Below are 24,701 nucleotides of genomic sequence, written 5' to 3'. Positions count from 1 at the left end.
GATGTTTATAAAAATAATTAGAAATGTAACCATGTCCATTTTTTTGATATTATTAGCTACCGCATGTCAGAGCGCTATTACAGAAATCAATAGAGATATTCCAAATTCCATTGATCCAGTTTCGTCCAAAGGAATGTTGCCTTTTATAAGCACTATTTTGCAAGAGTATCATGGAATCGAATCATTTGAGGTTGGTAAAGTAACCATGAATCTGGATGGCCAATTCGAGGGTCAAATTAAAATAATGGTAAAAACCACAAATAAGGTTCTAGAAATAAGTATCGATTCAAAAAAGAAAAAGGTTCTGACGATACGGAAAATGGAAAAACATAGTAAACTTGATCCCGGAACAATTTCACTCGATAAATGGAAGATCGATAGTAAGGAGGCAATAAATATTGCTTTGGAAAAGTTTTCAAATGAAATTGGGTTCAAAGTAGAGAATATTTATTTAACTACAATCAGTTCTTACAAAGGCAAAGAAGAAGTTTGGAGTATTGATATTCAAAATAGCTCAAACAAAACAACATATTGGTGTAACATTGATCCCTACAGTCGAAACATTATTGACTTTGGAAGTAGAAAAATGTAATTGACGTCCCAACCACCCAGCGACAACGTTGGTCTTACACCTATCAGGTAGACAGTCTTAAAAAGCCCCAAGCTGAACAAAACCAAAGCGAAACCTTAGTTCGGTAATTTATCGGACTAAGGTTTTTTAAAACGAATTATAGTAATGTAAATTTGATAGAGTACGTATTAGAGTACGTATTATCTCAGAGGATACGTATAAAGGGCAAGTGGATAATCCGCTTAGTTTGAATCGGTATACTTATAATCACAATAAATCCGTTAAGGTATATTGATTCAATTATTTAGAACAGGAGATAAGTATGAAATTATTACTATGACAGCTGACAAAAGTTTGTGATAGGAGCTTCTAGCCAGGGAGTTGACTTTAAAGTTTATATCCATGATCCAGTTCCTTTAAAGGGGAAATAATATGATTGAGGAACATTTGCAAAGCACTTACATAATGTTGATAAAATCATTTCCAGATGGAATTTCACAGCTACAGTACGGTTCTTTAATCAAAATTCTTTATGATCATATGTCAGACAGGAATTTAGCTACAGTACTTGCTGAAATTACAAAAAAAAATTATGAGGTAGTACTGAATGATATTTATAGAATTGCAGGGAATAATTTATTGTTTGAAGATGAGAATTCAGTATTGAGTATATTGATTGCTAATGGATTTAATTTGTGGATAGAAGAAGATTAAAACCCATTGTTATAACCGGGTATAAAAGTAGGTGTGTGAAATTGCCAGGACTATATCGTAGAAGATATGACGGATGGGAAATATTCAGATATGGTGACTATTCGAATATACCAAGCAATTTTTAAAATGAGATGGAGGACAAAAGTTAATGAGAGTGATAGCGATTGTTATCATGTTCATTGTTATAGTAGTTTTATGCACGGCTTGCGGGGAACAAAACAATATCATTACCCCCAATTATTCAAATAACAAACCTACAAACAATTTAAATTCAAAAGGGATTCATACTGAGCCTACTAAATCAAATCAAGAGACGAAGATACTAGAGCCAGTAAAAAATATACTTGGTGAATGGAAAATTGATCGTATATTTGCTCATGGTAAAGGTGCAAAGTATACTGATGATGAAATGAAAGACAATTTTATAGGGAAAACAGTTATATACTCTGTAGATTCAATGAAGTTTGGAGATCAAGAAACCCTGAAACCGATCTACTATCAAGTATCAGAACCTTTGGATCTGCTTGAACAGCTAAGAGATCGTGACTTTTCAGATCTACCCAAGATAGATAATGATACTTTAAAAATGATTACGATTCATGAAAATAAGAGTATGGATGATATTTATCCTAGTAGAGGAAGCGTACTATATATTACGAATAATAATGAACTATTGTTGTTGGAAGGAGGAAATTTATTAGTATTAGTTAAAAAATAAAAGTATGTATTGTGTGTATTACCCCATTCGAGTATGTGTCTCGTCTGGGGATACTTTTTGTTTGAAGGATTAAGCCAGTCGTTTGCTAAAAAGAATTCCTCTAAGGATATGCATTAACCGGTAGTAATAATGTAGATGTTTACTGGATTAAGGTAGTAATTGATGAGACTGGAAGCGTGATATAACAGCTTATCCATAAAAGAAGGAGAGATGAAATGGCTATTACCTTTTACATGTTATTGAAAGATAGCGAGGATATAACGAAGTTGAAATCAGAAGAAGATGCTGTGCATTTTGATGAGGAAGTATATGATTTTCTTTGTAGGAATAATCCTATACGCCTTGGGGAAATAACCCTTCCATTACTGGGATTGGATCCTTACGGGGGAGAAGAGATATTTTACACAGAAGAAATCAAAGAATTTATCAAGATTTGTGAGATTTTAAAAAATGAGTACGCTGAAGTTGAAGTCCATAATTTTTCTAATCAACTAATTCAATTATGTACTAGAGCGTTAGCAAGCAAGAGAAATATCGCAACCCTTGGAGATTGATTGTGGGTTATGGTAAGGAATTACAGAAGAAGCCCTTTAATAAAATAGAGGGTCTATTGCTGTTGTAGCTGGTAGACAGGTTATTAAACAACGAATTAAGAAGTCCACATAAGTATATAGTCAAGCCTATATTGATTGACAATGGATTTAATGTGTGGATAGAAGAAGATTAATAGGAAATAATGCTAATTTCGGTAACCCCAAACACGTCTGGGGTTTCTTCGATAATTGAATGAAAATGGAACGAAAAACCTTAAGAGAATTCTTGAGGTTTTTTTTTATACTTGGTTGTATAATTTATCCAGTAATAGATACTAGTTATCCGGGTTCCAATTTTACAGCGACTTAAGTAGGAGAATACTTAAAATGACGAAAGTTAAATTTATGATTATCATTGCAAATTCTCAGTGACTAACACTGTGTGGAAAAAAATAAATTGTAAGGATTTGAATTAAGTTATGGAGTACTCTCTACCAAAACCTCCTTTTGAAGTAAGATCATTTCGTAGTTTACCCGTTAATGAAGCGGAGCAGTACTTTGATTGGTTTGTTTCTCAAATCCCCGACCGATTAAGCAATTTAAACCAGGTGTTTCATGAGAGCGGTGAAGATACTGCATTATTAAATTTTACACCTGAATCACTAACACTTCTCTGGAGATGGTTTCTGCCACAATTGATTATCGTTCCGCGATCAGAAGAAGAAATTCTTCAAAAGTTAGAGGGAAAACGTGAGCATACAAAAAAGAGACTATTAGAAAGAAAGATGACACGTTATAAATATTCTGATAAGACAAAAATGCTAAAATGGGATATCTCCATTTATCTAGCGGAAGTATTTCGAAGACAACATATTGATTCGCAGATTCGATGGGGATTCATATCAAATTATGAGTATGGGAATGCGAATCAACCAGTTTTAGTGGGATTTTCTAAAACTGATTGTATGAATTCAATAAGTATTTTAGATGTTTTATGTCTAAATATTATTAATCAAAGGGGAGGGGATGATGAATTACTTACCGTTTTTACAAACTATAGTAAAATGATTTAGGGGCCCAATTCTTTCATTCAACTAAGAAATCAGTCTGTTTTTATATAACCTTGAAGGATAGTCTCTTCAAGGTCTTTTCTTTATACCCACATGTCTAGGGTGTGTTCAATATAGAATTAGAGTGTCGATAATTGAAAGATGGTGTGTATTTTGGATAATTCTTTAATAATAATTCCGATAATCTTTTCGGTAATACTTTTATTTGCTTATAGGAAGTATCAAAAAAATCAAATTAATGCAGAAAGCAGAACGGTTTGGTGTTCACTAAAAAATAAAAGAGTAGATTCCTTTAAACTTGAAATATCGTCTCCAAAGTTCAAAATTTACTTATTGACCTTTACTGATGTATTTGGAAATGATATTGAAGTTGAAATTAGAGACGTCAAAAAGTATAAAGAATTAAAAGAGGGTGAGGAAGGTTTTTTAACCTACTCAAAAGATATTTTTATCTCTTATAAAAAGGAAAAAATAGAAGCATATTGATGTTGATTGTGGATTTAGCGATGGTGGTGTATGGGTTGAGTTCTCTTTTGATAAAGTTAACAGGGTAAATCAAATTTAATTCTATTATGGGGCCATAGGATTGGTTTCACACAGATTAAAGGTGGTAGCAGAAATGTTGCCACTTCAATTGGTGCTTTTATTAGGCTACTGTGGTCAGGCTCTAATTTGAGAGAAAAGAGGACTACCTTTGAAACAATATGAAACCAACATTCCAAGTGAATATCTTATAGAAGTAGTTAAAGATCTTGGAAAAGCAATGGATATTGAGATTGACGTTCAACAGTTAGACGATTTATTTGAAAGCGTAGGAGAAAACAAATGGTACAGTGAGGTTTTTATAGCTAGACATAAAACTGATCCTGGATGCTTTATTTTAGTCGAACTAAGAAATAATGATTATATCTTTGGATTTGTTATCCGGTGTAACGAAACTAATTATTTACAAGCAAAGGCAACACTTCTAAGATGGGATCAGTTTTGCCGAGAAGAATATGCTCAACCATATATACCTATCGATCTTGAAGATGTTTTTTTAAAAGAAGAAAATATGTTAAATCATTTGGTAAAAATCTATGGTCTAGATGATTTGTAGTGTTTTTCTACTCCCATTCTTGAACGGACTCGTCTGGGGGTTTCCTTTTGTCATTGAATGATAATAAGAAACGATATTCGTATACGCATAATAATCCGCTAATTATATTGCAAGTTCAGTAGATGTGGTGGCCTTAAATCATGTAGAAGGTTGGGGGTAATTTGAATAAGAATCAAAGGGAAATTTTACAGTTGCTTAAACTCCACGATCTATGGGTGAAGAGCAATGGAGAGTCAGGAAAAAACTCATCATTGAGGATGTAGATTTTACCTTCTTTAAGACTACTCAACGAGGATTAAATTTTTCCTGCGCAGAAATTCCAGGCTCGAAGTTTGATAAACTAGACTTGTCTTTAGCAGATTTTTATTGTGCAAATTTAGCATCGGTTTCTTTTAATGAATCATTGTTATCAAAAGCGACTTTGATAAAAGCAAATATGGATTATGCTTCTTTTGTTAAGTCAAATATGAGTCATGTTAATGCCTTTAGGGGTACTTTCTGGAACGCTGATTTAAGGTATGTTGATTTATCGTATTCAGATTTAAGGCATACATACTTTAACGGGGCAAATTTGGAGGGGTCTATTCTTATCGGTGCTGATTTTACTGGAGCTTGTTTAGATCATGTGAATCTTAGTGAAGCTGATATTAGTGATGCTAACTTATCAAATTGTCATATGGTTGGTGCATCAATCAGTGGGATTAAGTACAATCATAATACTAAGTTCCCGAAAAATGTGAACTTCAATTAATGAAGTTAAAGTTCTTTCAGGCAACGGATGTGCTTATTTCAACTAGAAATCACGGTGTAATATAACATTCAGTTATTAACAAAGTAGAAAACATTTCTAACTAAAAGATTATTAAATCAAATTCCTATTAAAGGTGGTATAGGAAAATATCTCCACCTTTTCCTTTATTTCCTTCCACTTTATCTCAGAGGATATGAATAAAGGGCAAGTGGATCCTAGTAATATACATGTTATTGATTATAAAGCAATTAACTTTGACCCTAGTAAATTTGTATTTCCTGAGAATTAGGAGAAGATTATGAAAAAAAATATGCTACTGATATTTTGTTCATTAATGTTTGGGAGCTTTTATGCTCTATTAATTACTAAATTTGGGCTGCCAAAGTATCTTCCAGCTAATATTCCCCGTATATATACAGAGGTGCTTCCATTTGTAGTTTGTTCAATAATTTTTATTTATTTTATTAATTTCAAAAACTGGAAATTTAAAATTGCTATGTTTATATTGTCATTTGTGGTTTCAGAGATTTCATTTTATATTACATTTTTTCTCACTTTTGATTTTGATTTAAGTGATTTTTAATATTATTTGATTGTTTACTTTTAGGCTCCAAACGAGCACTAACTCGTCTGGAGGGTCTTTTTGTTCGTGATGTTGAAATTAAAGGTATCGTGAAGTCGATCAATGAATAGTAATTTACTTCGACCTTGAGGGCAAAATCCTCAGGGTCTTTTTTTATCCCCACCTAGTGCAAGGCGTAAAGGTTATTCGGGTAAGGGAGAGATGAGTAATGAAGTGCCGATAGTAATGGAGCTAGAAATGAAAGGTTTACATAAGTTTTCGGTGAAATTACTAAGGAGCGAATCGGAAAAGGAGAGAGGGCAATGGAAAAAGTTTATTTGTTACAGCATAGTTATGAGATAGCCGGATGAGGTTGTGACGAAACAAAAATAATAGGCATATTCATCTAAGGAATTAGCAGAATCGGTTGTTGAAGAATACAAGAAAAAGACAGCGATAGGTGGACAACTTAACTATGAGTCGTTATTACCTTAATAACTTCTATGTTGGTAAAATTCCCATAGAGGAAAGGATAAAGATAATGCTCTCCTTTCTTGAACAAGGAGACAGTTTACTTTTTTTCCATACAAAAGATCATTTAGAAAAACATTGTACTCATCAAGAGAAAGCATTTATACAGCCAAGAATTAAGTTTATTAATAATGAGTGGGTTTTCCCTTGGGGGACCCAACCATTACAGAAGAATACACTTGTCTGGTATCAAGTAATTGGCTTTAATGAGGTGATGGAATCTTTAGGGATTAATAATCTATTTACATGCATAATTGTTCAGAAAAATGATGAGTTTAAGAATCATTCGTATGTACTTAGCTTAAGAGAAAGTGTTGATTCTTTTGTGTTGATAATTGATGAAAAACGGAAAGGAGATTTTATGAGTCGGGTACTTCCTAAAATTAAATGCTATTTTACGGAAGATGTGAAACTCGCCTCAATAGAAGAGATTCTTCCATAGAATCAATCGTTGTTATTACAACTATCCTTACGTCCTCACCCAGTGCCGAATGAATCGAGAAGTGCGCCCCAAAAGAACTTAATCATCTTTAATGTAAAGGCCGACACCCCTTGGAGGATGGATCGGCCTTTTTCCCTTTTGGTTTTTTAAGTCTGCTATTCTTCAACTTAGAGATGCTGTTTAGCCAATTACCTCACAATAATATACCCCGCATTCTTCTCAGCCCACTCTCTAAACGTTGTCAATCGCAACCCATATTCCGCCAGTTCACCAATCGGCGTATGATGCCCAACCTCATTCAGCCACTCATCCTCCCGATACAAACTACGCCCACGCAAACGAGCTTCTTCGGGCGAAAGTGTAGTCGTTTTGATCGTATGCCCCTTGACGTCGGACAGTACAGCAGCGATTTCATCCACGGTCAAAGCTTCCGCAGCAAGTTCAATGGTCTTTCCAGCAAATGTTTGGGGATTTTCGAAAGCCGACACGGCGAAGGCACCGATGTCACCTACAGCGATCATGTGGAGGCGGGTTTGCGGGTTGATTGCGGAGAGGATTTCCCCATTACGAAGATCAGGATACATAAAATCGGCCATAGGGGGAAGGAAGTTTTCCATATACAAGGTTGGTTTAAAGATCGTATAGGTTTCAAAACCAGCGTTGCGAACAGCTTCTTCTATGAGCCACTTGCTTTCCCAGTAATAATCATTCCAATACCCTGTTCCGGCACGAGTCATGGTCTTGTGATCCCCGGTTCCTGCCACACTAGTCTGTACGAAGTGTCGCACACCTGCTCGATGGGCGGCCTGGATCAATGTGACAGCGTTCCGGTATTCACTCTCGGGATCGGTCATGTCCAGAATGGGTACGGAAAACACAGCAGTTACCCCTTTTACAGCATCTTCGACTGACGAAGGGACGCTGAGATCACCTTGATACACCTCAGCACCCCAATCTGCGAAATGTTTTGCCTTTACCGGATCACGAACCAGAACCCGTACCCGATGCCCTCGATCCAGCAGTTGACGAGCGGTTGCCCCTCCTTGCGCACCCGTAGCACCGATTACCAAAAACAACGCTTCACTTGCAGTCATGCCAACATCTCCTCCCAACAATCTTTCTGGATTTTTTTAACCAAATGCAAAAAAGCAGCACCAGGAATAAATTCCTAATGCTGCGCTCGTTTCACATTTAGTTATTCCTTAATTATAGATCAGGTTGGAATAGTTGTAAATATATAGAAATTTTATGTGGCTTGATTATGAACATTCCCTAACAATCTGATTCGTGTGAGCTTTTTCACACCATACCGGTGGAGGTAATTCGGATAATGGATTCAGGTGGTGTGCAGAAATGAAAAAACATCTTCGGTTGGCAGCGTTTATTGGAGTCGTTTGTCTGGGCATGATTTTTGTCATGATTGCCTTTATTTTTAACAACAATCAAAGAGAGCAAGAATCGTATCGGATCGGTATCGTCATTGCCAATACAGATCGATATGAAAAAATAGCGGGTATGAAAGAAGGCCTCGTCAAGCTGGGGTTTGAGGAAAAACGAGAGGTGCAGTATGTTCAAGTTGATTTCAAAGGCAGTCGGGACGAGAAGGTTACCGAGCAGCACCTGCTTGAACTGAAAGAACAAAAACCGGATGTCATCGTTACGACTGGTGCATGGGAAACGATTTCTGCCAAAAAGGTGCTTCCTGACGTTCCCATTGTCTTCATAGGGATTGCCTCGCCAAAGGAGTGGGGGCTAATCCAACCGGGGGACCTGATTACGGGAATTGACAATGGGCAGATGAAGCTGATCGGCAAACGAATGGAGCTCGTCAAGATGTTCTGTCCTTCAGTCAAACGAATGCTGGTAGTAGCAGACAGACAAGCTCCCTTGTCGGAAATGGCGATCAGGGAAGCGAGGAAAGCTGGGTCACAGCTTCATTTGCAACTGGATGTCCAAACCGTGGGCACTCCCGAAGAGTTAGCCAGCTTGATTCGAGCGATAGAGCCAGGGGACTATCAGGCGCTGTTTCCTTTGCCCAGCCTGCTTTTGGAGGAAGCGATTGTTTCCTCAATGCCACTGCTCATTCAACAGAAGCTTTTCGTTGTTGGTGCCTACCCGGAGCAAGTGAAGAGCGGGGTGTTTGCCGCCTATGGCATATCGTTTTTTGAACAGGGAAAGCAAAGTGCCACACTTGTTGCAAAGCTTCTAAATGGTTTTGCTATTCAGGATTTGTCTGTGGAAATACCCGACAATGTCAACCTGTCCGTAAATGAACAATCGCTGGAACAGGTAGGGATTCATTTGTCACAGCAGCAAGAGGCAATTATTCATCAACGATATGGAGCACCTGTGCGATGAAAATACACTTTTGGAAAAAAACCGTTAGCAGGCTGCGGACGAAAATCCTTTTGTTTGGTTTATTCATGTCCATTGTTCCCTTTGTATTCATGGGTCTGGTCAATATGGAAATTAGCAGGGGGAAGCTGGTTGAACAGGTCCACTCAGCCAATCAGGCGACGATGCAAAACAGTGTGGATCAACTTGAAAATCTCATTTCGCAGACGTTTCAATCCATGTTTGTTTTGAGAGATTCTATGGCTGTGGGCCCAACCAGTGATGAGAACCTGTATTATCTATTTCATTCCTTTATGAAGAATGTTCCGTATGTAGAGAGTATTTCCCGCTTTTCAAGTACGGGCAATGAGCTGTATACCATCAGCCGCTGGAATATTCATCAAAAGGGAGAGCAAAACAGGCAACTATTGGAGCAAATCCGTCAAGGAAAGACCTATATTAGCCCGGTTCTACCCAATGCAGATGGGAAAATGATTGTAACCCTTGCTGTTCCTGACCATCTTCCGAGTGAACCGAATGGCGGCATTCTCGTGCAAATCAACTTGAAGCAGTTGTTTGACCAGCTATCCACTCATACACGAGTGAGCAAAGATACGACAATTGCACTGCTCGATGAGAAAGGAAAACTGATCGGGGCATCCAAATCAATTCGTATGGATGATGGCACAAAGGGCAATTTCCGCTATACGATGCGGGTTCCGAGCACGCAATGGACAGTGGTTTTGGAACAAGCAGAACAAAGTGCGCTTGCTTCATTTCAGCAAATCAAAATGAATTTGATCTTATCAACGTTGCTTATCGTATTGCTCGTTTCGGCGATTAGTGTTGTTTTTGCTCTGTTTTTTAGTGGGCCCATTGAGAAAATCGACTCAGGTGTACGGGCCATCGCCGAAGGAAATTTCTTTTCCCGCATTCGGGTGTCCGGCTCCGATGAAATTGGCCGATTGGCAGAGTCCGTCAATGCCATGGCTGAACGGCTGCAACAGAAGACCAATGAACTGCTCGAAGAAAAGCAGCGGCTCGACATGGTTGTGAGCGGAATGGGCATGGGGTTGATCGTCGTCGATGAGGATTTTCGGGTAGGCTGGGTAAATCGTACCGTGAAAGACTGGTTTCAAACAGAACAACTGGTGGGTAAGCATTGCAGGGAAGCATTCGGGGAGCAGTGCGACTTATGTGAAACATGCCCTGTTCATACGGAGGCCATGGTTAGCGGTAATCAAAGAGAAATGATTTCGACAAGGGTTGATCAACAAGGAAGGCTCCGCTATTTTCGTCATCAGGTGTTCCGACTCCATCCCGAAAAGCGAAAGTCGCCTTTTCTTGAGGTGATTGAGGACATTACGGAGAAAAGAGAAATGGAAGCGGCAGTCATACAGGCCGATAAGCTGGCGGCAATCGGGATGCTTGCCTCGGGGATTGCGCATGAAATTAACAATCCCTTGGGAATTCTGTCTGTTTATGGAGAGGACTTGAAGGAGCGACTGGATGAGGAAGATCTGTTAAGCCTCGCTGACAGTGGAGAGATTGAAAAATATCTGGATACGATTCAAAAACAAATCATTCGTTGCAAGGAGATCACTTCTCATTTGCTTCATTTTTCAAGAAAATCGTCCACTGTCCATGAACCAGTCAATATTCATAGTTGTTTGGAAGAAACACTGGAACTAATTCGGCACGAAGTCAGGAAGAAACAGATCCAGGTCATCAAAAACTACGAAGCAACCGATGCTTTCGTCAATGCCACAACCAGTGAGATGCAACAGGTGTTTCTCAATCTGTTCACCAATGCACTGGATGCCATGGAAGGTCAAGGGATTCTCCAGGTTCACACAAGCAATCCGGACAACACAGAAGTAGTCATGGAAATCGTGGACAATGGAAAAGGGATTCACCCCGATCATCTTTTGAAAATTTTCGATCCGTTCTTTACCACAAAACCGGCAGGCAAGGGGACTGGACTGGGATTATCCGTTTGCTACGGCATCGTGAAGAAGTTCGGAGGCGACCTGCACATTACAAGCCAATCGGGAATGAGTACAACCGTGACCATTCGACTTCCTGTGCGAAAGGAGAGACACTAGATGGATGCGAAACACCACATTTTGATTGTCGATGATGAACCCGAATTTCGGGAGCTGCTTTCTTCCCGATTGACACGCAAAGGCTACCAAGTCTTCGAAGCGGGTGACGGGCTTGAAGCACTGGAATGTATAAAAAACACATCAGTCCAACTGGTACTCCTGGATCTAAAGATGCCTCGGATGGACGGGATGACATTTCTCCAGATTTGCAAGGAGACTCACCCTTCCATTCAAGTCATTGTTTTAACAGCACACGGTTCCATTGAAACGGCGATAGATGCAATGAAAAAAGGTGCCTTTGATTATTTGACAAAGCCCTATCAGTTAAAGGACCTGGATTCTCTCATTACGAAAGCACTGGAACAACAACAAAAAGAAGAAGCGTCACGACAAGCGAGTAACGAGGATCGTACGGAAGGACAAATGCCAGCCTTTATAGCGGAAAGCCCCGTGATGAAAGCGTTGGTGTCTACCGCGGAGCGGATCGCCCAGACACCCTACCCTGTTCTACTGACTGGGGAGAGCGGGACGGGCAAAGAAGTGTTTGCTCAGTTCATCTGGAAAAAAAGTGTGCGTCATGACAAGCCGTTCATTCCGATCAACATGGGGGCTATACCGGAAACCATGCTGGAGAGTGAGTTGTTCGGACACGAAAAAGGCGCATTCACGGGTGCGATCAGTCAGAAAAAAGGGCTGGTGGAAATGGCGGATCAAGGAACACTGTTTCTCGATGAGATTGGGGATATGCCCTATGCTCTGCAGGTTAAGCTGTTGCGTTTTCTGGAAAGTGGGGAGTATCGCAGGGTAGGGGGAAATACCGTAAAGACGGTTGATGCCCGGATTATTACAGCGACCAACCTGAATCTGGCACAGAAGGTCGAGGATGGGCAGTTTCGCTCTGACTTGTACTATCGCCTGAAGGTGGTGGATCTGGAAATTCCGCCACTTTGTAAAAGACAGGGAGATATCCTGCCACTGGCGTCGTTCTTTCTCAATCGGTTACAGCCAAACCAAATCACCAAGTTTTTTGACAAAGAGGCAGAGGATGCTTTGCTGCAATATCATTACCCGGGGAATGTGCGTGAGCTGGCGCATATTGTGGAGCGGGGGGCCGTGCTTTCGCTCGGGCAGTATATTTCCGCATCAGACCTGTTTCCGACTCATACCCTGGCAAAAATGAAATCAGGTGAAGCAGCAGTAAGCGTGGAGGCAGTAGGAGCAGTTGAAGAAGCGTTCTCCCTTGCTGTAGAAGAAGTAGACAAAGTCGAGTCGCTGAGGGATCTGGAAAAACTGCACATTGCCCGCATGCTGCAAGTCACTGACTGGAATAAAACGAAGGCGTCTGAGAGGTTAGGCATCAGTGTCCGGAACCTTTATCGAAAAATCGAAGAGTACCAGATCAAACCATGACATTTTGTCCTACCGTGACATTTTGTCATGGTTTTTTTGTCATAGCCTGAGCGCACTCTCTCTTGTGAAAACCTGATAAAATCAGGCTTTTTTACACATATGCCAGAGTAAAAAGCAGTTGGCATCACAATTGCTATCTGTACATAGTGAGGAAAAAAGATAGAAAAAGGAGAGAGAATTCTATGAAACTTAGAAAACCTGGCAGAAGCCCCATGTGGATCGTGTTCGCTGCTGCTGCTCTTATTGCAGGAGGTTGCGCAGCTACAGAAAATGCGTCGACTACTCCGGTATCCAAAGAGACAACCCAATCAGCAGAAAAACCAGCAGATTCCAAAAGTGCGGGACAAGCCTTAACGGACTATAAGCCACCTAGTATGGATAAGGTTCCAGACGGGCCAGTTGGGAAGTCCATCCAGAGAGGCTATAAGCTGATGAATGAAACGAGTACTGCTTTGCCGGAGAATGTAGGCAACAAACTTTCTTGCTCAAGCTGTCACGGAAGTGCTGGATTAGATTCCACTTCGCCGTTGACCGGGGTAACCGCAGTTTATCCCCAATACAATCCAAGAGCAGGCAAAGTACTTACCATCGAAGATCGAATTAATGGTTGCTTCCAAAGAAGTATGAATGGAAAGCCGCTTCCATACAACAGCGATGATATGAGAGCCATGGTTGCTTACCTGACTTACATTTCCACCGATGTGCCAGTGGGCACCAAGGAAAGACCGTGGATCGCTAAAAATTCCATGAAAAACGTACCGACGACGAATATCGATAATGGAAAGAAACTGTACCAGCAATCTTGTATGACCTGTCACGCAGCAGATGGGTCAGGTACAGGACCAACTTCCGGGCCAGCCCTGTGGGGACCAAATTCATTTAATATTGGCGCTGGAATGGGCCGAATCTCTACTGCGGCAGGATATATCCAGCGCAACATGCCACTCGGGGAAATGGGAGGAATCAAGCAAGGTACATTAACAGACCAGCAAGCGGCTGATTTGGCAGCCTATATCCTTTCCCAGGATCGTCCAGACTTCGCCAAGAAGGCAGATGACTGGCCAAATGGCGGAGCGCCGAAGGATGTACCTTATGAACTGAAAAGCAGCAAAACGAAGAAATAAGTGATCCGTAGAGGATGTCCCGCAGGCAGCGCAACCTGCGCTCGGGGCATTCTCTTTTCTTTTCGTATGAGGGTAGATTGACTGGAAAAAAGGAAAGTTTTCACAGATGTCGAATTTCTCCACAAATTAGCAGTTTTTGAAGGTGGGGATAGTATGAAGCGCTGGTGGGCAGGATTGGTTCTGTTTAATGCCATTATGGGCATTTCTCTTTTGCAAATTGGGCTATACATCATGGTGTATGCATTTGGTTTCATGGGGAGTGAGGGAAACCCCTTCCTGGCCTTGTTGCTCAGTGTCACCTATCTTGGCATTCTGATTTTTGTCAATCGCTGGCTGATGTCCAAACTGGCAAATCAGGTGGTAGGGCTCTTGCTCGCTGGTTCGGTATTTATCATAAGCCCCTATCTTGCCTATCTCGGCAGCGAATGGTATGACAAAAATGGTTATCGATGGGAAATCAACTGGCATCCCAAAGTAGAACAACTGATGAAACAAACGAGTCAACTGCCTTCTGGAGTTGAATTTTTGGATATACGTTCGAACGGCTATTCAGTAGGGGATTACCCGCACCCCGCTCCTTTCCATGACAAAGAGTCTACGCTGCGACTGGCGTTTGTTTGGGATGAAACCATACAACCCTTTACACAGGACTCTTTTCAAAAGCTGACTCAATGGGTAGGAGAGCCAGATGCAATCGTGGATTATGCTATTGAGATCGATTCGTTGGAGTTATCGATTCGTAGCGAAAAGGGGAAGCTTCTTTGCCAGACACCAGCTAATGGTGAGGAGAAAGATTATTGTGCGCCCTTAGGACTCAAAAACCAGCTTACCTATTCTCCCCATGTCGTGCTGATGGATGAAAAAAGCAAACAACTTCCTCAAGGAGTAACGTTCCGCAAAGGGTACTCGGAAGAGAAATTCACACAAATAAAAGAGGAAGTTTACGCCTTTATCGTGCCTAAAACTTTCTCTGCAACCGAGCTTAAAAAGCTGCTCGAAATCATTCCCTCTCCGAAAGAGAAGTGGGCAATGGAGTTCCAATTGGCAGGATCAGAGTATAGCTGGATTCGACTTGAATTAAACGATAAAAAAATTACGGGCTGCAGCTCCCCTAATGACAAAAACTTTACTTGCGAAACCATTGGCTTGAAAGCTTGGCAGTTCGGGGAAAACTAGCTGCGCCCGGTTAGAGCCCAGTGCCTGTCAATTGTTGCAATTTGCCGCAAACCGCTCTGCTACCCGGCTTCGACCTTCTGTAATGTCTGGATGAAATTGAATGGTTGCTTGTCTACGCACTGATTTTACGCCGTGGATTGCCTTTTGCAACTCATCTGCGTTAGTGGAAAGCTTGCCATTTTCAACCGAGATGGACAAACCAGCGACCGTCCCTTGCGCAATTGCAACCTTTGCACTCTCGATACCCGTGATGTTGCCAGCCACATATAGCCCTTTCAACGGAGTTTGCATCTGCTCATTGTGCAGGGGAATATGACCACCGAGTGACGGCTCATAAACAAACGGACAGCCAGCGACTGCTGCCAGCTCGGCAAGAGGACTGAGCCCTCCGGCGATACAAACAAAGTCAGCAGGGATGATCTCTTCCGTCCCTCGAATCACCTCGCCGGATGGAGTGACATCAGCGATTCGCACACCCTCCACACAGGAATTGCCGACGATTTCCACAATTGCCTTGCGCAGTTGAATCGGGATTCCCCACATGTTCACGCCATTTTTCGGATAGAAATGAATGCCGAGCGGCTCAAGCCAGGTTCCACTGATTAGTCTGCTACCGAAGCGAATTAGTGGAGAAGGGGCGAGATGAGCAAACCGCAGCATTGACTTCATCACTTCCATGGGTCTTGCTGCACTTTCGGTTACGATGGACAGACTGGGGAGCAACATACGATCGATTTTGATTCCGGCGAGCAACAACTCCCGAGCGATGGCCACGGACAAAATGTTGACTCCAGCAATCACGCCTCGTTCTCCTACACGTACTCGCTGTACGTTGGTCATCACCTGTGCTGCACCGATGGACATCACGCCTGGCAGTGTCCAGCCGGGAACAGGAACCGGCGTTTCCGATGCCCCTGTTGCGAGCAGCAATGTTTTTGTGTCTATTTCACCTTTACTGGTAGAAATGGTCCATCGGTCATCACCTTGCTGCACATCGTAGACAGAGACACCACAGAGGAGTGAAACACCCAACTGGACTGCCCGCTCATATAGTTTGGCTGCCTCTTCCAAACCGTTCCACCATTCCCCATTCGGTTCCTGATGCAACTGTCCCAACAGCCTTCCGCCGGGGCGGTAAAATTCATCCACAACTTGTACAGATAGGCCATTTTCAGCTATTGCTATCGCTGCCGACAGTCCTGCAGGTCCAGCACCAACTACAAGCACATCGATCATTTGTGGTTGCCCCCTTTCTTGAGCGGAGTTGGCAGAACCTGACCTGAGCGAATGTCCATGCCATCTTTCACCAGAGTAAGACAGGCTCGTACGCCAGGGACTTCGTCCACCGTCACTCGGCATTCGAAGCAGTGACCAATATTGCAATAAATCCCCCTAGGGGTACCAGTTTCTTCATGAACCCGAAGCGTTCGGACACCGCTTGCCAATAAAGCTGCTGCAATCGTTTCTCCTTTCAAAGCTTCGTACACACTTCCATCGTAGCGAAAGTGGAGAGTGGATTTTTCTTCTCTCTTGCCGAGAATTGGGTGATCAATAATTCGTCTATCCATTTATTTTTGCCCCCCAAACAGTCCAAAGGAGACCGGGCGCACCGGCGGCTGATAAGCCAGTGGAACGGTGTGATCGGGTGGGTTTCCTGTTGTCTTTTCTAAAATGCTTTGTAATTGAGTGCGGCAGGTACGCCCACCACAATAGCCCATCCCCGCACGAGTGCGCAATTTTAACTCGCGAGCCGTGCATTGATAGGAACTCGCCGTTTTGAGCAATTCGCCTAATGTTACTTCTTCGCATCGGCAAATGATCATGTTATTCTGATCCATGCTGAGATCTCCTCCTCTTGTTTTGCTCGAATGTGATGCAATAACCGTGCCGAGCATGGAGAGGGTGGTTGGTATGGTAATTGCTAGATTTCTAGAATGGTGTTTAACGCATGAAGGGAGAGAGAAGAATGGATAAACTGCAAAGCTTGAGAGAACAGATGGGGAAGGCAGGAATGGACGGTCTGTTTGTGAGCAGCACGCAAAACCGCCGCTATTTGACCAATTTCACCGGAACCTATGGCTTTGTTTTGCTAACTGCGGACAAGGCGATCCTGTTGACTGATTTTCGATATATGACGCAGGCGACGGAGCAGACACAAGGCTATGAAGTGCTGAAGCTGGTTACCAAGGAGTCATTATTTGCAGAAGTAGCTCGCTTGGCAGAGCAGGCAGGAGTCAAGCGGCTCGGATTTGAGGAAGACCATCTGACGAGTGCCCAACACAGAAAATTGCAAGCGGAATGGAAGCAGGAACTAATCCCTGTATCCGGCATGGTAGAAGGCTTGCGGATGATCAAAACGACGGACGAAATAGCAAAAATACGTACGGCAGCACAGATTGCTGACGCAGCTTTCACCCATATCCTGCAATGGCTGAAACCCGGAGTAAGTGAACGGGAAGTAGCAAACGAGCTGGAAATGTATATGCGCAAACAGGGAGCGAGTTCATCTGCGTTTGATACCATCGTAGCCTCAGGTGTGCGATCCTCCCTTCCGCATGGTGTAGCGACCGACAAGAAGATCGAAACAGGTGAGATGATCACACTGGATTTTGGTGCACTCTATCAAGGCTATCGCTCTGACATTACTCGCACGGTGGCAATTGGCGAGCCTTCTCCCAAGCTGAAAGAGGTTTACGGTATTGTGCTAAGTGCGCTGGAAAGAGCAATTGCCGGGATCAAGCCGGGGATCATCGGATCGGAAGCGGATGCCATTGCCCGTGATTACATTGCTTCACATGGTTACGGGGAATGCTTTGGTCATGGACTGGGGCATGCAGTAGGTCTAGACATTCATGAAGAACCATTCTTGTCAAAAATCTGCGACAAGGTGCTCAAAGCAGACATGGTGCTGACAGTAGAACCAGGTATATATTTGCCTGGTCAAGGCGGAGTCCGCATCGAGGATGACATCCTGGTTACGAGTGAAGGAAATGAACTGCTTACTCACTCCAAAAGAGAATTGATTATTTTATAAGATGTACGAAGTCCCGGTACGTAACAGTGCCGGGGTTTTTTTAACTCCTATGCAAGCTGTCAGGGATACCAACGTTTCAGCCCCCCCGACGTTTCAGTCCCCCGATGAGAGGGGATGAGAGGGGGAAAAGGACAATGTTTTTCTTGATGTTTAGATTTTTATACAGGTGTCTGATAAAGGTGTATAAATCTTTTGACACAGATGATGTACTAGGCGAGCGTATACAGGTTGGCATACGTATTGCAAATTTATCCAATTCGAAATATTCAAAAATCATTTTCAGGGGGAATAGGAATGAAAAAGATGTTGTTCATTTTGTCCAGCATACTCATGATGAGTGGTGCTGTATTGTCCGGCTGTGCAAGCGGAGGTCAGGTGGGAGGAACGTCGGCCCCAGCAGCGACTGGACAGTCAGCACAACAGACGCCAGCGGCTTCGGAAACATCTGCCGAACCAAAAGTGCTTCGCTGGAATTTGCATTCAGAACCACCGACCGCTGACCCGAGTATCGCAGAGGACACGACCTCGATGGCCATCATCAAAGCAATTTTTGACGGGTTGACCCGCATACATGAAGACGGCAAGCCACATGAGGCAGTTGCTGAAAAGATCGACATTTCAGCAGATTTGAAAACGTATACATTTACGCTACGGGATGCCAAATGGAGCAATGGTGATCCACTTACAGCCCACGACTTCGAATATGGGTGGAAGCGGACTCTTGACCCGAAAACGGCTTCCAATTATGCCTATCAGCTCTACTATGTCAAAAATGCTGAAAAAGCAAACAAGGGAGAAGGGAAGATGGAAGATGTGGGGGTAAAGGCGTTAGACGACAAAACGCTGCAAGTTACGCTGGAAAATGCGACGCCCTTTTTCCTGGAGCTGACGGCATTTCACTCCTATTTTCCCATCAACCGGAAAGTGGTCGAGGCCAATGCCAATTGGGCAGCAGAAGCAAAAACCCATGTAGGCAATGGTCCCTTCAAAATGGAAAGCTGGGAGCATAAGAACAAAATGATTCTCGTGAAAAACGAGAACTACTGGGATAAAGACTCGGTGAAGCTGGAACGTATCGAATTCTCCATGGTGGAGGATGAAAATACAGAGCTGTCTATGTTTGAAAACGGAGAAATCGATTGGGCAGGGCATCCACTCAGCTCACTGCCAATTGACGCCATGCCAGCCATGAAAGCATCAGGAAAAATGGTGGTTCATCCGGTCGCCGCGACCTACTGGTACAAATTCAACACGGAAAAAGCGCCTTTTAACAACGTCAAGATTCGCAAGGCGTTTGCCTACGTGATCAACCGACAAGCCTTGATCGACAACGTCTTGCAAGCGAATCAGCAACCGGCGATGGCTGCCGTTCCTCCGGCGATGTCGCTTAATCCAGATGGATATTTCAAGGACAATGATGTCGAGACTGCCAAAAAGCTGATGGAGGAAGGGATGAAGGAATTGGGTATTTCCAAGCTGCCGCCGATTACCCTCTCCTTCAATACATCGGAAGGACATAAGAAAATTGCCGAAGCGATTCAGGACCAGTGGCGTAAAAGCCTGGGTGTAGAAGTGAAGTTGGAAAATCAGGAGTGGAAGGTGTACCTCGAATCGCTGCATCAGGGCAATTATCAGGTGGGGCGTTCGGGCTGGTCGGGCGACTTTAATGATCCAATCAACTTCCTGGAAGTTTTCAAGGAAAAGCAGGGCGGAAACAACGATACCCGCTGGGAAAATCCGAAATACAAGGAGCTCCTGAATCAATCTGCGACTGAATCCGACCCGCAAAAACGCAAGGAAATTCTTCAACAGGCAGAACAAATCTTGATGGATGAGTTGCCGATCATGCCGATTTATTTCTACACCCACACATGGGTGAAGGACGATAAGGTCAAGGGCGTTGTGACAGATGCGCTCGGCGGAATCGACTGGAAATGGACTTCTATCGAGTAAGGTTCATTATCGCTAAATACAGGAGGGAATGGCTATGAAAAAATGGAGAAGCATGATTGCTTCGATGATATTGACAGTATCGTTAGCTCTCGTTGGGTGCACTGGTCAACCTACTGGCTCTCAAGGCGCAAGTGGAGAGAGCGGCGATATTTTGGTTGGGGTGATTTTTCCCATGACCGGCAACAACGCTACGGATGGGAAAGATATGTATAATGCCGTTGAAATGGCCGTGAAAAAAATTAACGACGCAGGGGGTATTTTGGGGAAAAAGCTGAAGGTTGAAGTAGCGGATGACGGCTGTGATCCCCAAATGGCTACGGCTGCGGCCAACAAACTCGTTTCACAAAATGTTGTAGCAGTGGTCGGCGGCTATTGCTCAGGCGCGACACTACCAGCTTCCGGTGTATTTAAAAATGCCAATATTCCGATGATTGTAACAGCGGCTAACTCATCCAAGCTACCTGCTCAAGGCTATGATACGTTGTTTCTGATTAATGGGTTGGTTCCCGATCAGGCACAAAAGGCAGCCGATTACATGAGTGCTAAACAGGCCAAAAAAGTAGCTCTCATCCATGACAACTCTGCGTATGCCAAAGATCTTGCCGACTCAGCGAAGGCCGCCATTGAAAAAACCGGGGGATCCATTGTCGCTTACGAGGCCATCAATCCGGAAGAAAAAGACTTCAATGCACTGGTGACAAAGCTAAAAGGGCTGCAACCGGATGCCACCTATTTCACAGGTTATTATGCTGCCGGGGGATTGATGCTTAAGCAGTTCAAGCAAAAGGACGTTCAGGGACTGTTTATGGTAGGAGACGGTTCCTTTAGCGAGGATGTTATCAAGATTGCTGGTGCTGAGAATGCGGAGGGATTGCTTATTACCGCTACACCTACAGCGGAGTTAATCGAGGGGGCGCAAGCGTTTGTCAGCGAGTACAAGCAAGCGTACAACCTCTCCCCGGGACCGTTCTCTGCCTTGACCTACAATGGAATTAATCTGTTGGCGGATTCTCTCAACCGGGCAAAGTCAACAGACAAGGAAGCACTGAAAAAAGCGATCAAGGAGACCAAGGACTTTCAGGCACTCGGTCAAACGATTACCTTTAATGCTCAGAATACGCTCGACGCTTCGAATTTTGCTGTTTTACAGGTTGAAGGAGGGAAATTCACTCTGACCAAATAGAGGGGAAGGAAAGATGCAGCCATGGATATCGTTGTACAAATACTGGCTGATGGTTTGGTGATCGGTGCCTTTTACAGTCTGATTGCATTGGGCTACACAATGGTTTTTGGCATCATCAAACTGCTCAACTTTGCTCATGGAGATCTGTACATGCTGGGAGCATTCGTAGGATTCAGTCTGCTTGGTATGCTCACTGACGACGGGAAGTCCGGAGCCTCAATTATGGGCATTGCCGTAGTCTTTCTCGCATCCATGGTGATAGTCGGGATTGCAGCAATGGGGATCGAGCGGGTGGCGTACCGCCCGCTTCTGCTTGCCCCCCGTTTGTCCATTCTGATTACGGCAATCGGTGTTTCTTTATTGCTGGAAAACGGAGCGATGATCGCTTGGGGAGCACAGTATCAGGTCTACCCGCTTCAGCTTTCCAATACCGGGTGGAATATATTTGGAGCACAAATCACCTATACACAAGTAGCGATGATCCTCATTTCTGCATTGTTGATGCTTGCGCTGCAGCTGTTCATCGGGCGCACCATATACGGCAAGGCGATGCGGGCAATTGCACTGGATCAGGTAGCGTGCAGCTTGATGGGGATCAATGTTCACCGAGTAATCGCACTTACGTTTTTTATCGGTGCCTCTCTTGCCGCCGGGGCAGGTGTGATGGCAGGTGCCTACTATGGGACAGTCAATTTTATGATGGGCTTTATTATCGGGCTCAAAGCATTTACCGCTGCCGTCCTCGGCGGAATTGGCAGCATCCCTGGCGCTATGCTGGGCGGATTGCTGCTTGGAATGATTGAGACAGTTGGGACGTTTGTGTTTGGCGGTTCGTGGAAGGACGTAATTGTATTTTCACTCTTGATTTTGATTCTTGTGTTGAAACCTACAGGGATCATGGGCACAAAGGTGACAGAAAGGATGTAGGCGTAAGATGAAACGATCTGTGAAATTCTGGGCAGTAATCCTGGTCTTGTTCGTGGCATGCCTGCTGCCTTTTGTCGCCAGCAATTACTGGCAGGAAGTCGCCACAATGGCACTGATATATGTGGTTTTGGCACAAGGGTTAAATGTAGTCGTAGGCTTTGCCGGCCTTCTTGATCTTGGCTATGCTGCCTTTTTCGCTGTAGGAGCGTATACGACCGGAATCTTGATGACGGTGTACCAATGGTCCTTTTGGCTGACAATTCCGGTAGCGGTTGTATTTGCAGCGATTATTGGGGTCATCATCGGAGCACCAACTCTCCGGCTACGCAGTGACTACCTGGCAATCGTCACACTTGGATTCGGTGAGATCATCCGCATATTGGCGATCAACCTAAGCATCACCGGATCAGCTTCGGGTATTTACGGAATTCCGCACCCTTCTATCGCCGGGTATAAGCTGTCCGGGCAGCAGGATTTTTACTACCTGATTCTCATCTTGGCAATTATTTCTGTGCTGGCTGTCTCACGATTGGGCCGCTCCCGTATCGGTCGGGCGTGGATGTATATTCGTGAAGACGAGGATGCTGCGGAGGCGATGGGGATTAACCGCATCAACATGAAACTGCTTGCCTATTCGATCGGTGCGGTGATCGGCGCACTTGCAGGCTCCATCTTTGCAGTAAAAATGAGTGCGATTGCTCCGCTCAGTTTCAGCTTCATGCAGTCAATCATGATTTTACTTGCTGTCGTGCTCGGTGGATTGGGCAGTATTCCCGGTGTTGTGCTTGGTGCGGTTCTGGTGATTGCTTTGCCCGAACTGCTTCGCTCACTGGAGGATTGGCGATTTGTGCTGTTCGGAGCGGCGTTGATCGTCATGATGCTGTACCGCCCGCAAGGATTGCTGCCAGCCCGTTATGGCAAAGACACGGCAGAAAAAAATGAGGTTGGGGAGAGAGGGAAGAGCGATGTCCAGCTTGATAGTGAAAAATGTAACGCTTAGGTTTGGTGGCCTGGTTGCCGTGAACGACCTTTCGTTTGCCCTGAAACCACAATCCATCACCAGCATCATCGGGCCGAACGGCGCGGGAAAGACGTCTGTTTTTAACATGATCACAGGCTTTTATCAACCGACCAGTGGTGAGATTGAATTGAATCATGTACGGCTGAAGAACAAAAAACCGAGTGAGATCACCCGGCTAGGGCTCGCACGGACCTTTCAGAATCTGCGTCTGTTTCCCAATCTGACGGTACTGGACAACGTCAAGGCTGGTTTACACTGCCGAACGAAGCAAACGGTTATCGGCGCCCTGCTGCAAACGAAGGCACAGAAGGAAGAAGAACGATTGATCGAAGATGCCGCAATGGACTGTATCCGGCTTGTCGGGATTGAAGCATATGCACACCGAGTTGCCAAGCACCTGCCTTACGGGGCACAGCGGTATCTGGAAATTGCTCGTGCTCTGGCTACTCGGCCGCAAGTGCTGCTGCTGGATGAGCCTGCTGCTGGTTTGAACTATGAGGAAAAAGAGAAGCTCATCGAGATGATACGCCTGATCCGGGAAACGTACCAGCTTTCAGTGCTGATCATCGAGCATGACATGGGCTTGATTAAAAAAATATCCGAGAACGTGATTGTGCTGGATTATGGGCAAAAGATTGCAGAAGGCACACCCGACGAAGTCCTTACCAATCCCCGTGTAGTGGAAGCGTATCTGGGAAAGGAGGATGCCGTGTGAGCGTGTTGTTGACGTTGACAGAGGTCCAGGCGTCTTATGGAAAGATTCAGGCACTAAAAGGGATCAACCTGGAGGTGAGACAGGGCGAAATTGTCGCTTTGCTGGGAAGCAACGGTGCTGGGAAAAGCACGACGCTGAAAACGATCTCTGGCCTGCTTAGGCTAAATAACGGTGAAATTTTTTTCGAAGGGAGCAAAATCACAGGGGTGCCTCCTCACAAAATCGTTGAGTCCGGTTTGATTCATGTGCCAGAAGGTAGGCGTATTTTTACCGGATTAACTGTGATTGAGAACCTGGAACTTGGTGGTTTTACCATTCGCAAGAATAAACAATTTGTCCAGCAGGGTATTGAGCAGGCCTTTGCTCTCTTTCCACGATTACAGGAGCGGAGCAAGCAAATTGCAGGAACCTTGAGTGGTGGAGAACAGCAGATGCTTGCGATTTGTCGGGGATTGATGGCCCGACCTAAATTGCTGATGCTGGATGAGCCCTCCATGGGTTTGGCACCAATTATCGTAAATGAAATTATGACAATCATTAAAGAAATCAATCGGCAGGGAACGACCATTCTGCTCATTGAGCAAAATGCAAAGGCCGCACTTCGACTGGCGCATCGTGGTTATGTGATGGAGACCGGGAGAATCACCATCGAGAATACCGCAGAGAAGCTGCGTGAAGATGAAACGATTGTCAAAGCGTACCTCGGTGCTTGAGGGGTCATGCTCCGA

The 24,701-nt window shown here is 44.0% G+C and carries 25 protein-coding genes; 21 read left to right on the top strand and 4 right to left on the bottom strand.

Annotation, left to right across the window (positions count from 1 at the left end; translation table 11 throughout):
* Position 1 precedes the first annotated feature (1 nt).
* The 9 genes from ACPW7N_RS04180 (at position 2) to ACPW7N_RS04140 (ending at position 6,991) form a co-directional block, all read left to right on the top strand.
* The gene (locus ACPW7N_RS04180; protein ID WP_425649766.1) at positions 2–592 is read left to right on the top strand and encodes a hypothetical protein; all 591 of its coding nucleotides are present in this window, start codon (positions 2–4) and stop codon (positions 590–592) included.
* Between the two features lie 411 nt (positions 593–1,003).
* Entirely contained in the window at positions 1,004–1,285 is a 282-nt protein-coding gene (locus ACPW7N_RS04175) for a hypothetical protein (RefSeq protein WP_425649765.1), read from the top strand.
* 148 nt (positions 1,286–1,433) lie between these two features.
* A complete protein-coding gene (locus ACPW7N_RS04170; protein ID WP_425649764.1) occupies positions 1,434–2,003 on the top strand; it encodes a hypothetical protein in 570 nt (189 codons plus the stop codon).
* 215 nt (positions 2,004–2,218) lie between these two features.
* Positions 2,219–2,557, top strand: a complete 339-nt coding sequence (locus ACPW7N_RS04165; RefSeq protein ID WP_425649763.1) for a hypothetical protein — start codon at positions 2,219–2,221, stop codon at positions 2,555–2,557.
* Positions 2,558–3,015: 458 nt separating this feature from the next.
* Entirely contained in the window at positions 3,016–3,609 is a 594-nt protein-coding gene (locus ACPW7N_RS04160) for a hypothetical protein (RefSeq protein WP_425649762.1), read from the top strand.
* 150 nt (positions 3,610–3,759) lie between these two features.
* Positions 3,760–4,092, top strand: coding sequence for a DUF2500 family protein (locus ACPW7N_RS04155; RefSeq protein WP_425649761.1), 333 nt, complete (start codon positions 3,760–3,762; stop codon positions 4,090–4,092).
* A gap of 208 nt (positions 4,093–4,300) precedes the next feature.
* A complete protein-coding gene (locus ACPW7N_RS04150; RefSeq protein ID WP_425649760.1) occupies positions 4,301–4,705 on the top strand; it encodes a hypothetical protein in 405 nt (134 codons plus the stop codon).
* A 211-nt stretch (positions 4,706–4,916) separates the two neighbouring features.
* Positions 4,917–5,456 carry a pentapeptide repeat-containing protein gene (locus ACPW7N_RS04145; RefSeq protein WP_425649759.1) on the top strand — a complete coding sequence of 180 codons (540 nt, stop codon included), beginning with the start codon at positions 4,917–4,919 and terminating at the stop codon, positions 5,454–5,456.
* A gap of 1,037 nt (positions 5,457–6,493) precedes the next feature.
* Positions 6,494–6,991, top strand: a complete 498-nt coding sequence (locus tag ACPW7N_RS04140) for a hypothetical protein (RefSeq protein ID WP_425649758.1) — start codon at positions 6,494–6,496, stop codon at positions 6,989–6,991.
* 188 nt (positions 6,992–7,179) lie between these two features.
* Here ACPW7N_RS04140 and ACPW7N_RS04135 read toward each other — a convergent pair whose 3' ends face one another.
* The gene (locus ACPW7N_RS04135) at positions 7,180–8,085 is read right to left on the bottom strand and encodes an SDR family oxidoreductase (protein WP_425649757.1); all 906 of its coding nucleotides are present in this window, start codon (positions 8,083–8,085) and stop codon (positions 7,180–7,182) included.
* 259 nt (positions 8,086–8,344) lie between these two features.
* Here ACPW7N_RS04135 and ACPW7N_RS04130 point away from each other — a divergent pair, with 259 nt between their 5' ends.
* The 5 genes from ACPW7N_RS04130 (at position 8,345) to ACPW7N_RS04110 (ending at position 15,140) form a co-directional block, all read left to right on the top strand.
* Complete coding sequence (locus ACPW7N_RS04130) at positions 8,345–9,349, top strand: ABC transporter substrate-binding protein (protein WP_425649756.1); 1,005 nt, start codon at positions 8,345–8,347, stop codon at positions 9,347–9,349.
* Positions 9,346–11,430 carry an ATP-binding protein gene (locus ACPW7N_RS04125; protein ID WP_425649755.1) on the top strand — a complete coding sequence of 695 codons (2,085 nt, stop codon included), beginning with the start codon at positions 9,346–9,348 and terminating at the stop codon, positions 11,428–11,430. Before ACPW7N_RS04130 ends, ACPW7N_RS04125 begins: the two co-directional genes overlap by 4 nt.
* On the top strand, positions 11,431–12,840 hold the full coding sequence (locus ACPW7N_RS04120; RefSeq protein ID WP_425649754.1) for a sigma-54-dependent transcriptional regulator: 1,410 nt from the start codon (positions 11,431–11,433) through the stop codon (positions 12,838–12,840).
* 182 nt (positions 12,841–13,022) lie between these two features.
* Positions 13,023–13,964 (top strand): c-type cytochrome, encoded by a 942-nt coding sequence (locus tag ACPW7N_RS04115; protein ID WP_425649753.1) that lies wholly within the window; start codon positions 13,023–13,025, stop codon positions 13,962–13,964.
* 153 nt (positions 13,965–14,117) lie between these two features.
* The gene (locus ACPW7N_RS04110; RefSeq protein WP_425649752.1) at positions 14,118–15,140 is read left to right on the top strand and encodes a hypothetical protein; all 1,023 of its coding nucleotides are present in this window, start codon (positions 14,118–14,120) and stop codon (positions 15,138–15,140) included.
* A gap of 27 nt (positions 15,141–15,167) precedes the next feature.
* Here ACPW7N_RS04110 and ACPW7N_RS04105 read toward each other — a convergent pair whose 3' ends face one another.
* The 3 genes from ACPW7N_RS04105 to ACPW7N_RS04095 are packed head-to-tail and all read right to left on the bottom strand — an operon-like array spanning position 15,168 to position 16,978.
* Positions 15,168–16,376: an NAD(P)/FAD-dependent oxidoreductase gene (locus ACPW7N_RS04105; RefSeq protein WP_425649751.1), complete on the bottom strand. Its 1,209-nt coding sequence runs from the start codon at positions 16,374–16,376 to the stop codon at positions 15,168–15,170.
* Positions 16,373–16,708 (bottom strand): (2Fe-2S)-binding protein, encoded by a 336-nt coding sequence (locus tag ACPW7N_RS04100; protein ID WP_425649750.1) that lies wholly within the window; start codon positions 16,706–16,708, stop codon positions 16,373–16,375. The genes ACPW7N_RS04105 and ACPW7N_RS04100 overlap by 4 nt, the downstream gene beginning before the upstream one ends.
* Positions 16,709–16,978, bottom strand: coding sequence for a (2Fe-2S)-binding protein (locus ACPW7N_RS04095; protein WP_425649749.1), 270 nt, complete (start codon positions 16,976–16,978; stop codon positions 16,709–16,711).
* Between the two features lie 128 nt (positions 16,979–17,106).
* On the opposite strand from ACPW7N_RS04095, the gene ACPW7N_RS04090 reads away from it, so the two are divergent.
* The 7 genes from ACPW7N_RS04090 (at position 17,107) to ACPW7N_RS04060 (ending at position 24,686) form a co-directional block, all read left to right on the top strand.
* Positions 17,107–18,174 carry a M24 family metallopeptidase gene (locus ACPW7N_RS04090; protein WP_425649748.1) on the top strand — a complete coding sequence of 356 codons (1,068 nt, stop codon included), beginning with the start codon at positions 17,107–17,109 and terminating at the stop codon, positions 18,172–18,174.
* Between the two features lie 294 nt (positions 18,175–18,468).
* Positions 18,469–20,127: a peptide ABC transporter substrate-binding protein gene (locus ACPW7N_RS04085; protein WP_425649747.1), complete on the top strand. Its 1,659-nt coding sequence runs from the start codon at positions 18,469–18,471 to the stop codon at positions 20,125–20,127.
* 34 nt (positions 20,128–20,161) lie between these two features.
* Positions 20,162–21,310 (top strand): branched-chain amino acid ABC transporter substrate-binding protein, encoded by a 1,149-nt coding sequence (locus tag ACPW7N_RS04080; protein ID WP_425649746.1) that lies wholly within the window; start codon positions 20,162–20,164, stop codon positions 21,308–21,310.
* Positions 21,311–21,331: 21 nt separating this feature from the next.
* The gene (locus tag ACPW7N_RS04075; protein ID WP_425649745.1) at positions 21,332–22,237 is read left to right on the top strand and encodes a branched-chain amino acid ABC transporter permease; all 906 of its coding nucleotides are present in this window, start codon (positions 21,332–21,334) and stop codon (positions 22,235–22,237) included.
* 7 nt (positions 22,238–22,244) lie between these two features.
* On the top strand, positions 22,245–23,237 hold the full coding sequence (locus tag ACPW7N_RS04070; protein ID WP_425649744.1) for a branched-chain amino acid ABC transporter permease: 993 nt from the start codon (positions 22,245–22,247) through the stop codon (positions 23,235–23,237).
* On the top strand, positions 23,203–23,973 hold the full coding sequence (locus ACPW7N_RS04065; protein ID WP_425649743.1) for an ABC transporter ATP-binding protein: 771 nt from the start codon (positions 23,203–23,205) through the stop codon (positions 23,971–23,973). Before ACPW7N_RS04070 ends, ACPW7N_RS04065 begins: the two co-directional genes overlap by 35 nt.
* 5 nt (positions 23,974–23,978) lie before the next feature.
* On the top strand, positions 23,979–24,686 hold the full coding sequence (locus ACPW7N_RS04060; RefSeq protein ID WP_425649922.1) for an ABC transporter ATP-binding protein: 708 nt from the start codon (positions 23,979–23,981) through the stop codon (positions 24,684–24,686).
* The last annotated feature ends 15 nt before the right edge of the window (positions 24,687–24,701 follow it).

Origin of the sequence: Brevibacillus nigriterrae (assembly GCF_049846925.1) — a bacterium.
GTDB lineage: Bacteria > Bacillota > Bacilli > Brevibacillales > Brevibacillaceae > Brevibacillus_H.
This window is presented reverse-complemented; position numbering and strand designations above follow the sequence as displayed.

Bases quoted from the DNA above. Each gene is read 5' to 3' on its own strand.
- ACPW7N_RS04180 (WP_425649766.1), top strand. From the start codon at position 2: ATGTTTATAAAAATAATTAGAAATGTAACCATGTCCATTTTTTTGATA.
- ACPW7N_RS04175 (WP_425649765.1), top strand. From the start codon at position 1,004: ATGATTGAGGAACATTTGCAAAGCACTTACATAATGTTGATAAAATCA.
- ACPW7N_RS04170 (WP_425649764.1), top strand. From the start codon at position 1,434: ATGAGAGTGATAGCGATTGTTATCATGTTCATTGTTATAGTAGTTTTA.
- ACPW7N_RS04165 (WP_425649763.1), top strand. From the start codon at position 2,219: ATGGCTATTACCTTTTACATGTTATTGAAAGATAGCGAGGATATAACG.
- ACPW7N_RS04160 (WP_425649762.1), top strand. From the start codon at position 3,016: ATGGAGTACTCTCTACCAAAACCTCCTTTTGAAGTAAGATCATTTCGT.
- ACPW7N_RS04145 (WP_425649759.1), top strand. From the start codon at position 4,917: ATGGGTGAAGAGCAATGGAGAGTCAGGAAAAAACTCATCATTGAGGAT.
- ACPW7N_RS04140 (WP_425649758.1), top strand. From the start codon at position 6,494: ATGAGTCGTTATTACCTTAATAACTTCTATGTTGGTAAAATTCCCATA.
- ACPW7N_RS04135 (WP_425649757.1), bottom strand. From the start codon at position 8,085: ATGACTGCAAGTGAAGCGTTGTTTTTGGTAATCGGTGCTACGGGTGCG.
- ACPW7N_RS04130 (WP_425649756.1), top strand. From the start codon at position 8,345: ATGAAAAAACATCTTCGGTTGGCAGCGTTTATTGGAGTCGTTTGTCTG.
- ACPW7N_RS04125 (WP_425649755.1), top strand. From the start codon at position 9,346: ATGAAAATACACTTTTGGAAAAAAACCGTTAGCAGGCTGCGGACGAAA.
- ACPW7N_RS04120 (WP_425649754.1), top strand. From the start codon at position 11,431: ATGGATGCGAAACACCACATTTTGATTGTCGATGATGAACCCGAATTT.
- ACPW7N_RS04115 (WP_425649753.1), top strand. From the start codon at position 13,023: ATGAAACTTAGAAAACCTGGCAGAAGCCCCATGTGGATCGTGTTCGCT.
- ACPW7N_RS04110 (WP_425649752.1), top strand. From the start codon at position 14,118: ATGAAGCGCTGGTGGGCAGGATTGGTTCTGTTTAATGCCATTATGGGC.
- ACPW7N_RS04105 (WP_425649751.1), bottom strand. From the start codon at position 16,376: ATGATCGATGTGCTTGTAGTTGGTGCTGGACCTGCAGGACTGTCGGCA.
- ACPW7N_RS04100 (WP_425649750.1), bottom strand. From the start codon at position 16,708: ATGGATAGACGAATTATTGATCACCCAATTCTCGGCAAGAGAGAAGAA.
- ACPW7N_RS04095 (WP_425649749.1), bottom strand. From the start codon at position 16,978: ATGGATCAGAATAACATGATCATTTGCCGATGCGAAGAAGTAACATTA.
- ACPW7N_RS04090 (WP_425649748.1), top strand. From the start codon at position 17,107: ATGGATAAACTGCAAAGCTTGAGAGAACAGATGGGGAAGGCAGGAATG.
- ACPW7N_RS04085 (WP_425649747.1), top strand. From the start codon at position 18,469: ATGAAAAAGATGTTGTTCATTTTGTCCAGCATACTCATGATGAGTGGT.
- ACPW7N_RS04080 (WP_425649746.1), top strand. From the start codon at position 20,162: ATGAAAAAATGGAGAAGCATGATTGCTTCGATGATATTGACAGTATCG.
- ACPW7N_RS04075 (WP_425649745.1), top strand. From the start codon at position 21,332: ATGGATATCGTTGTACAAATACTGGCTGATGGTTTGGTGATCGGTGCC.
- ACPW7N_RS04070 (WP_425649744.1), top strand. From the start codon at position 22,245: ATGAAACGATCTGTGAAATTCTGGGCAGTAATCCTGGTCTTGTTCGTG.
- ACPW7N_RS04065 (WP_425649743.1), top strand. From the start codon at position 23,203: ATGTCCAGCTTGATAGTGAAAAATGTAACGCTTAGGTTTGGTGGCCTG.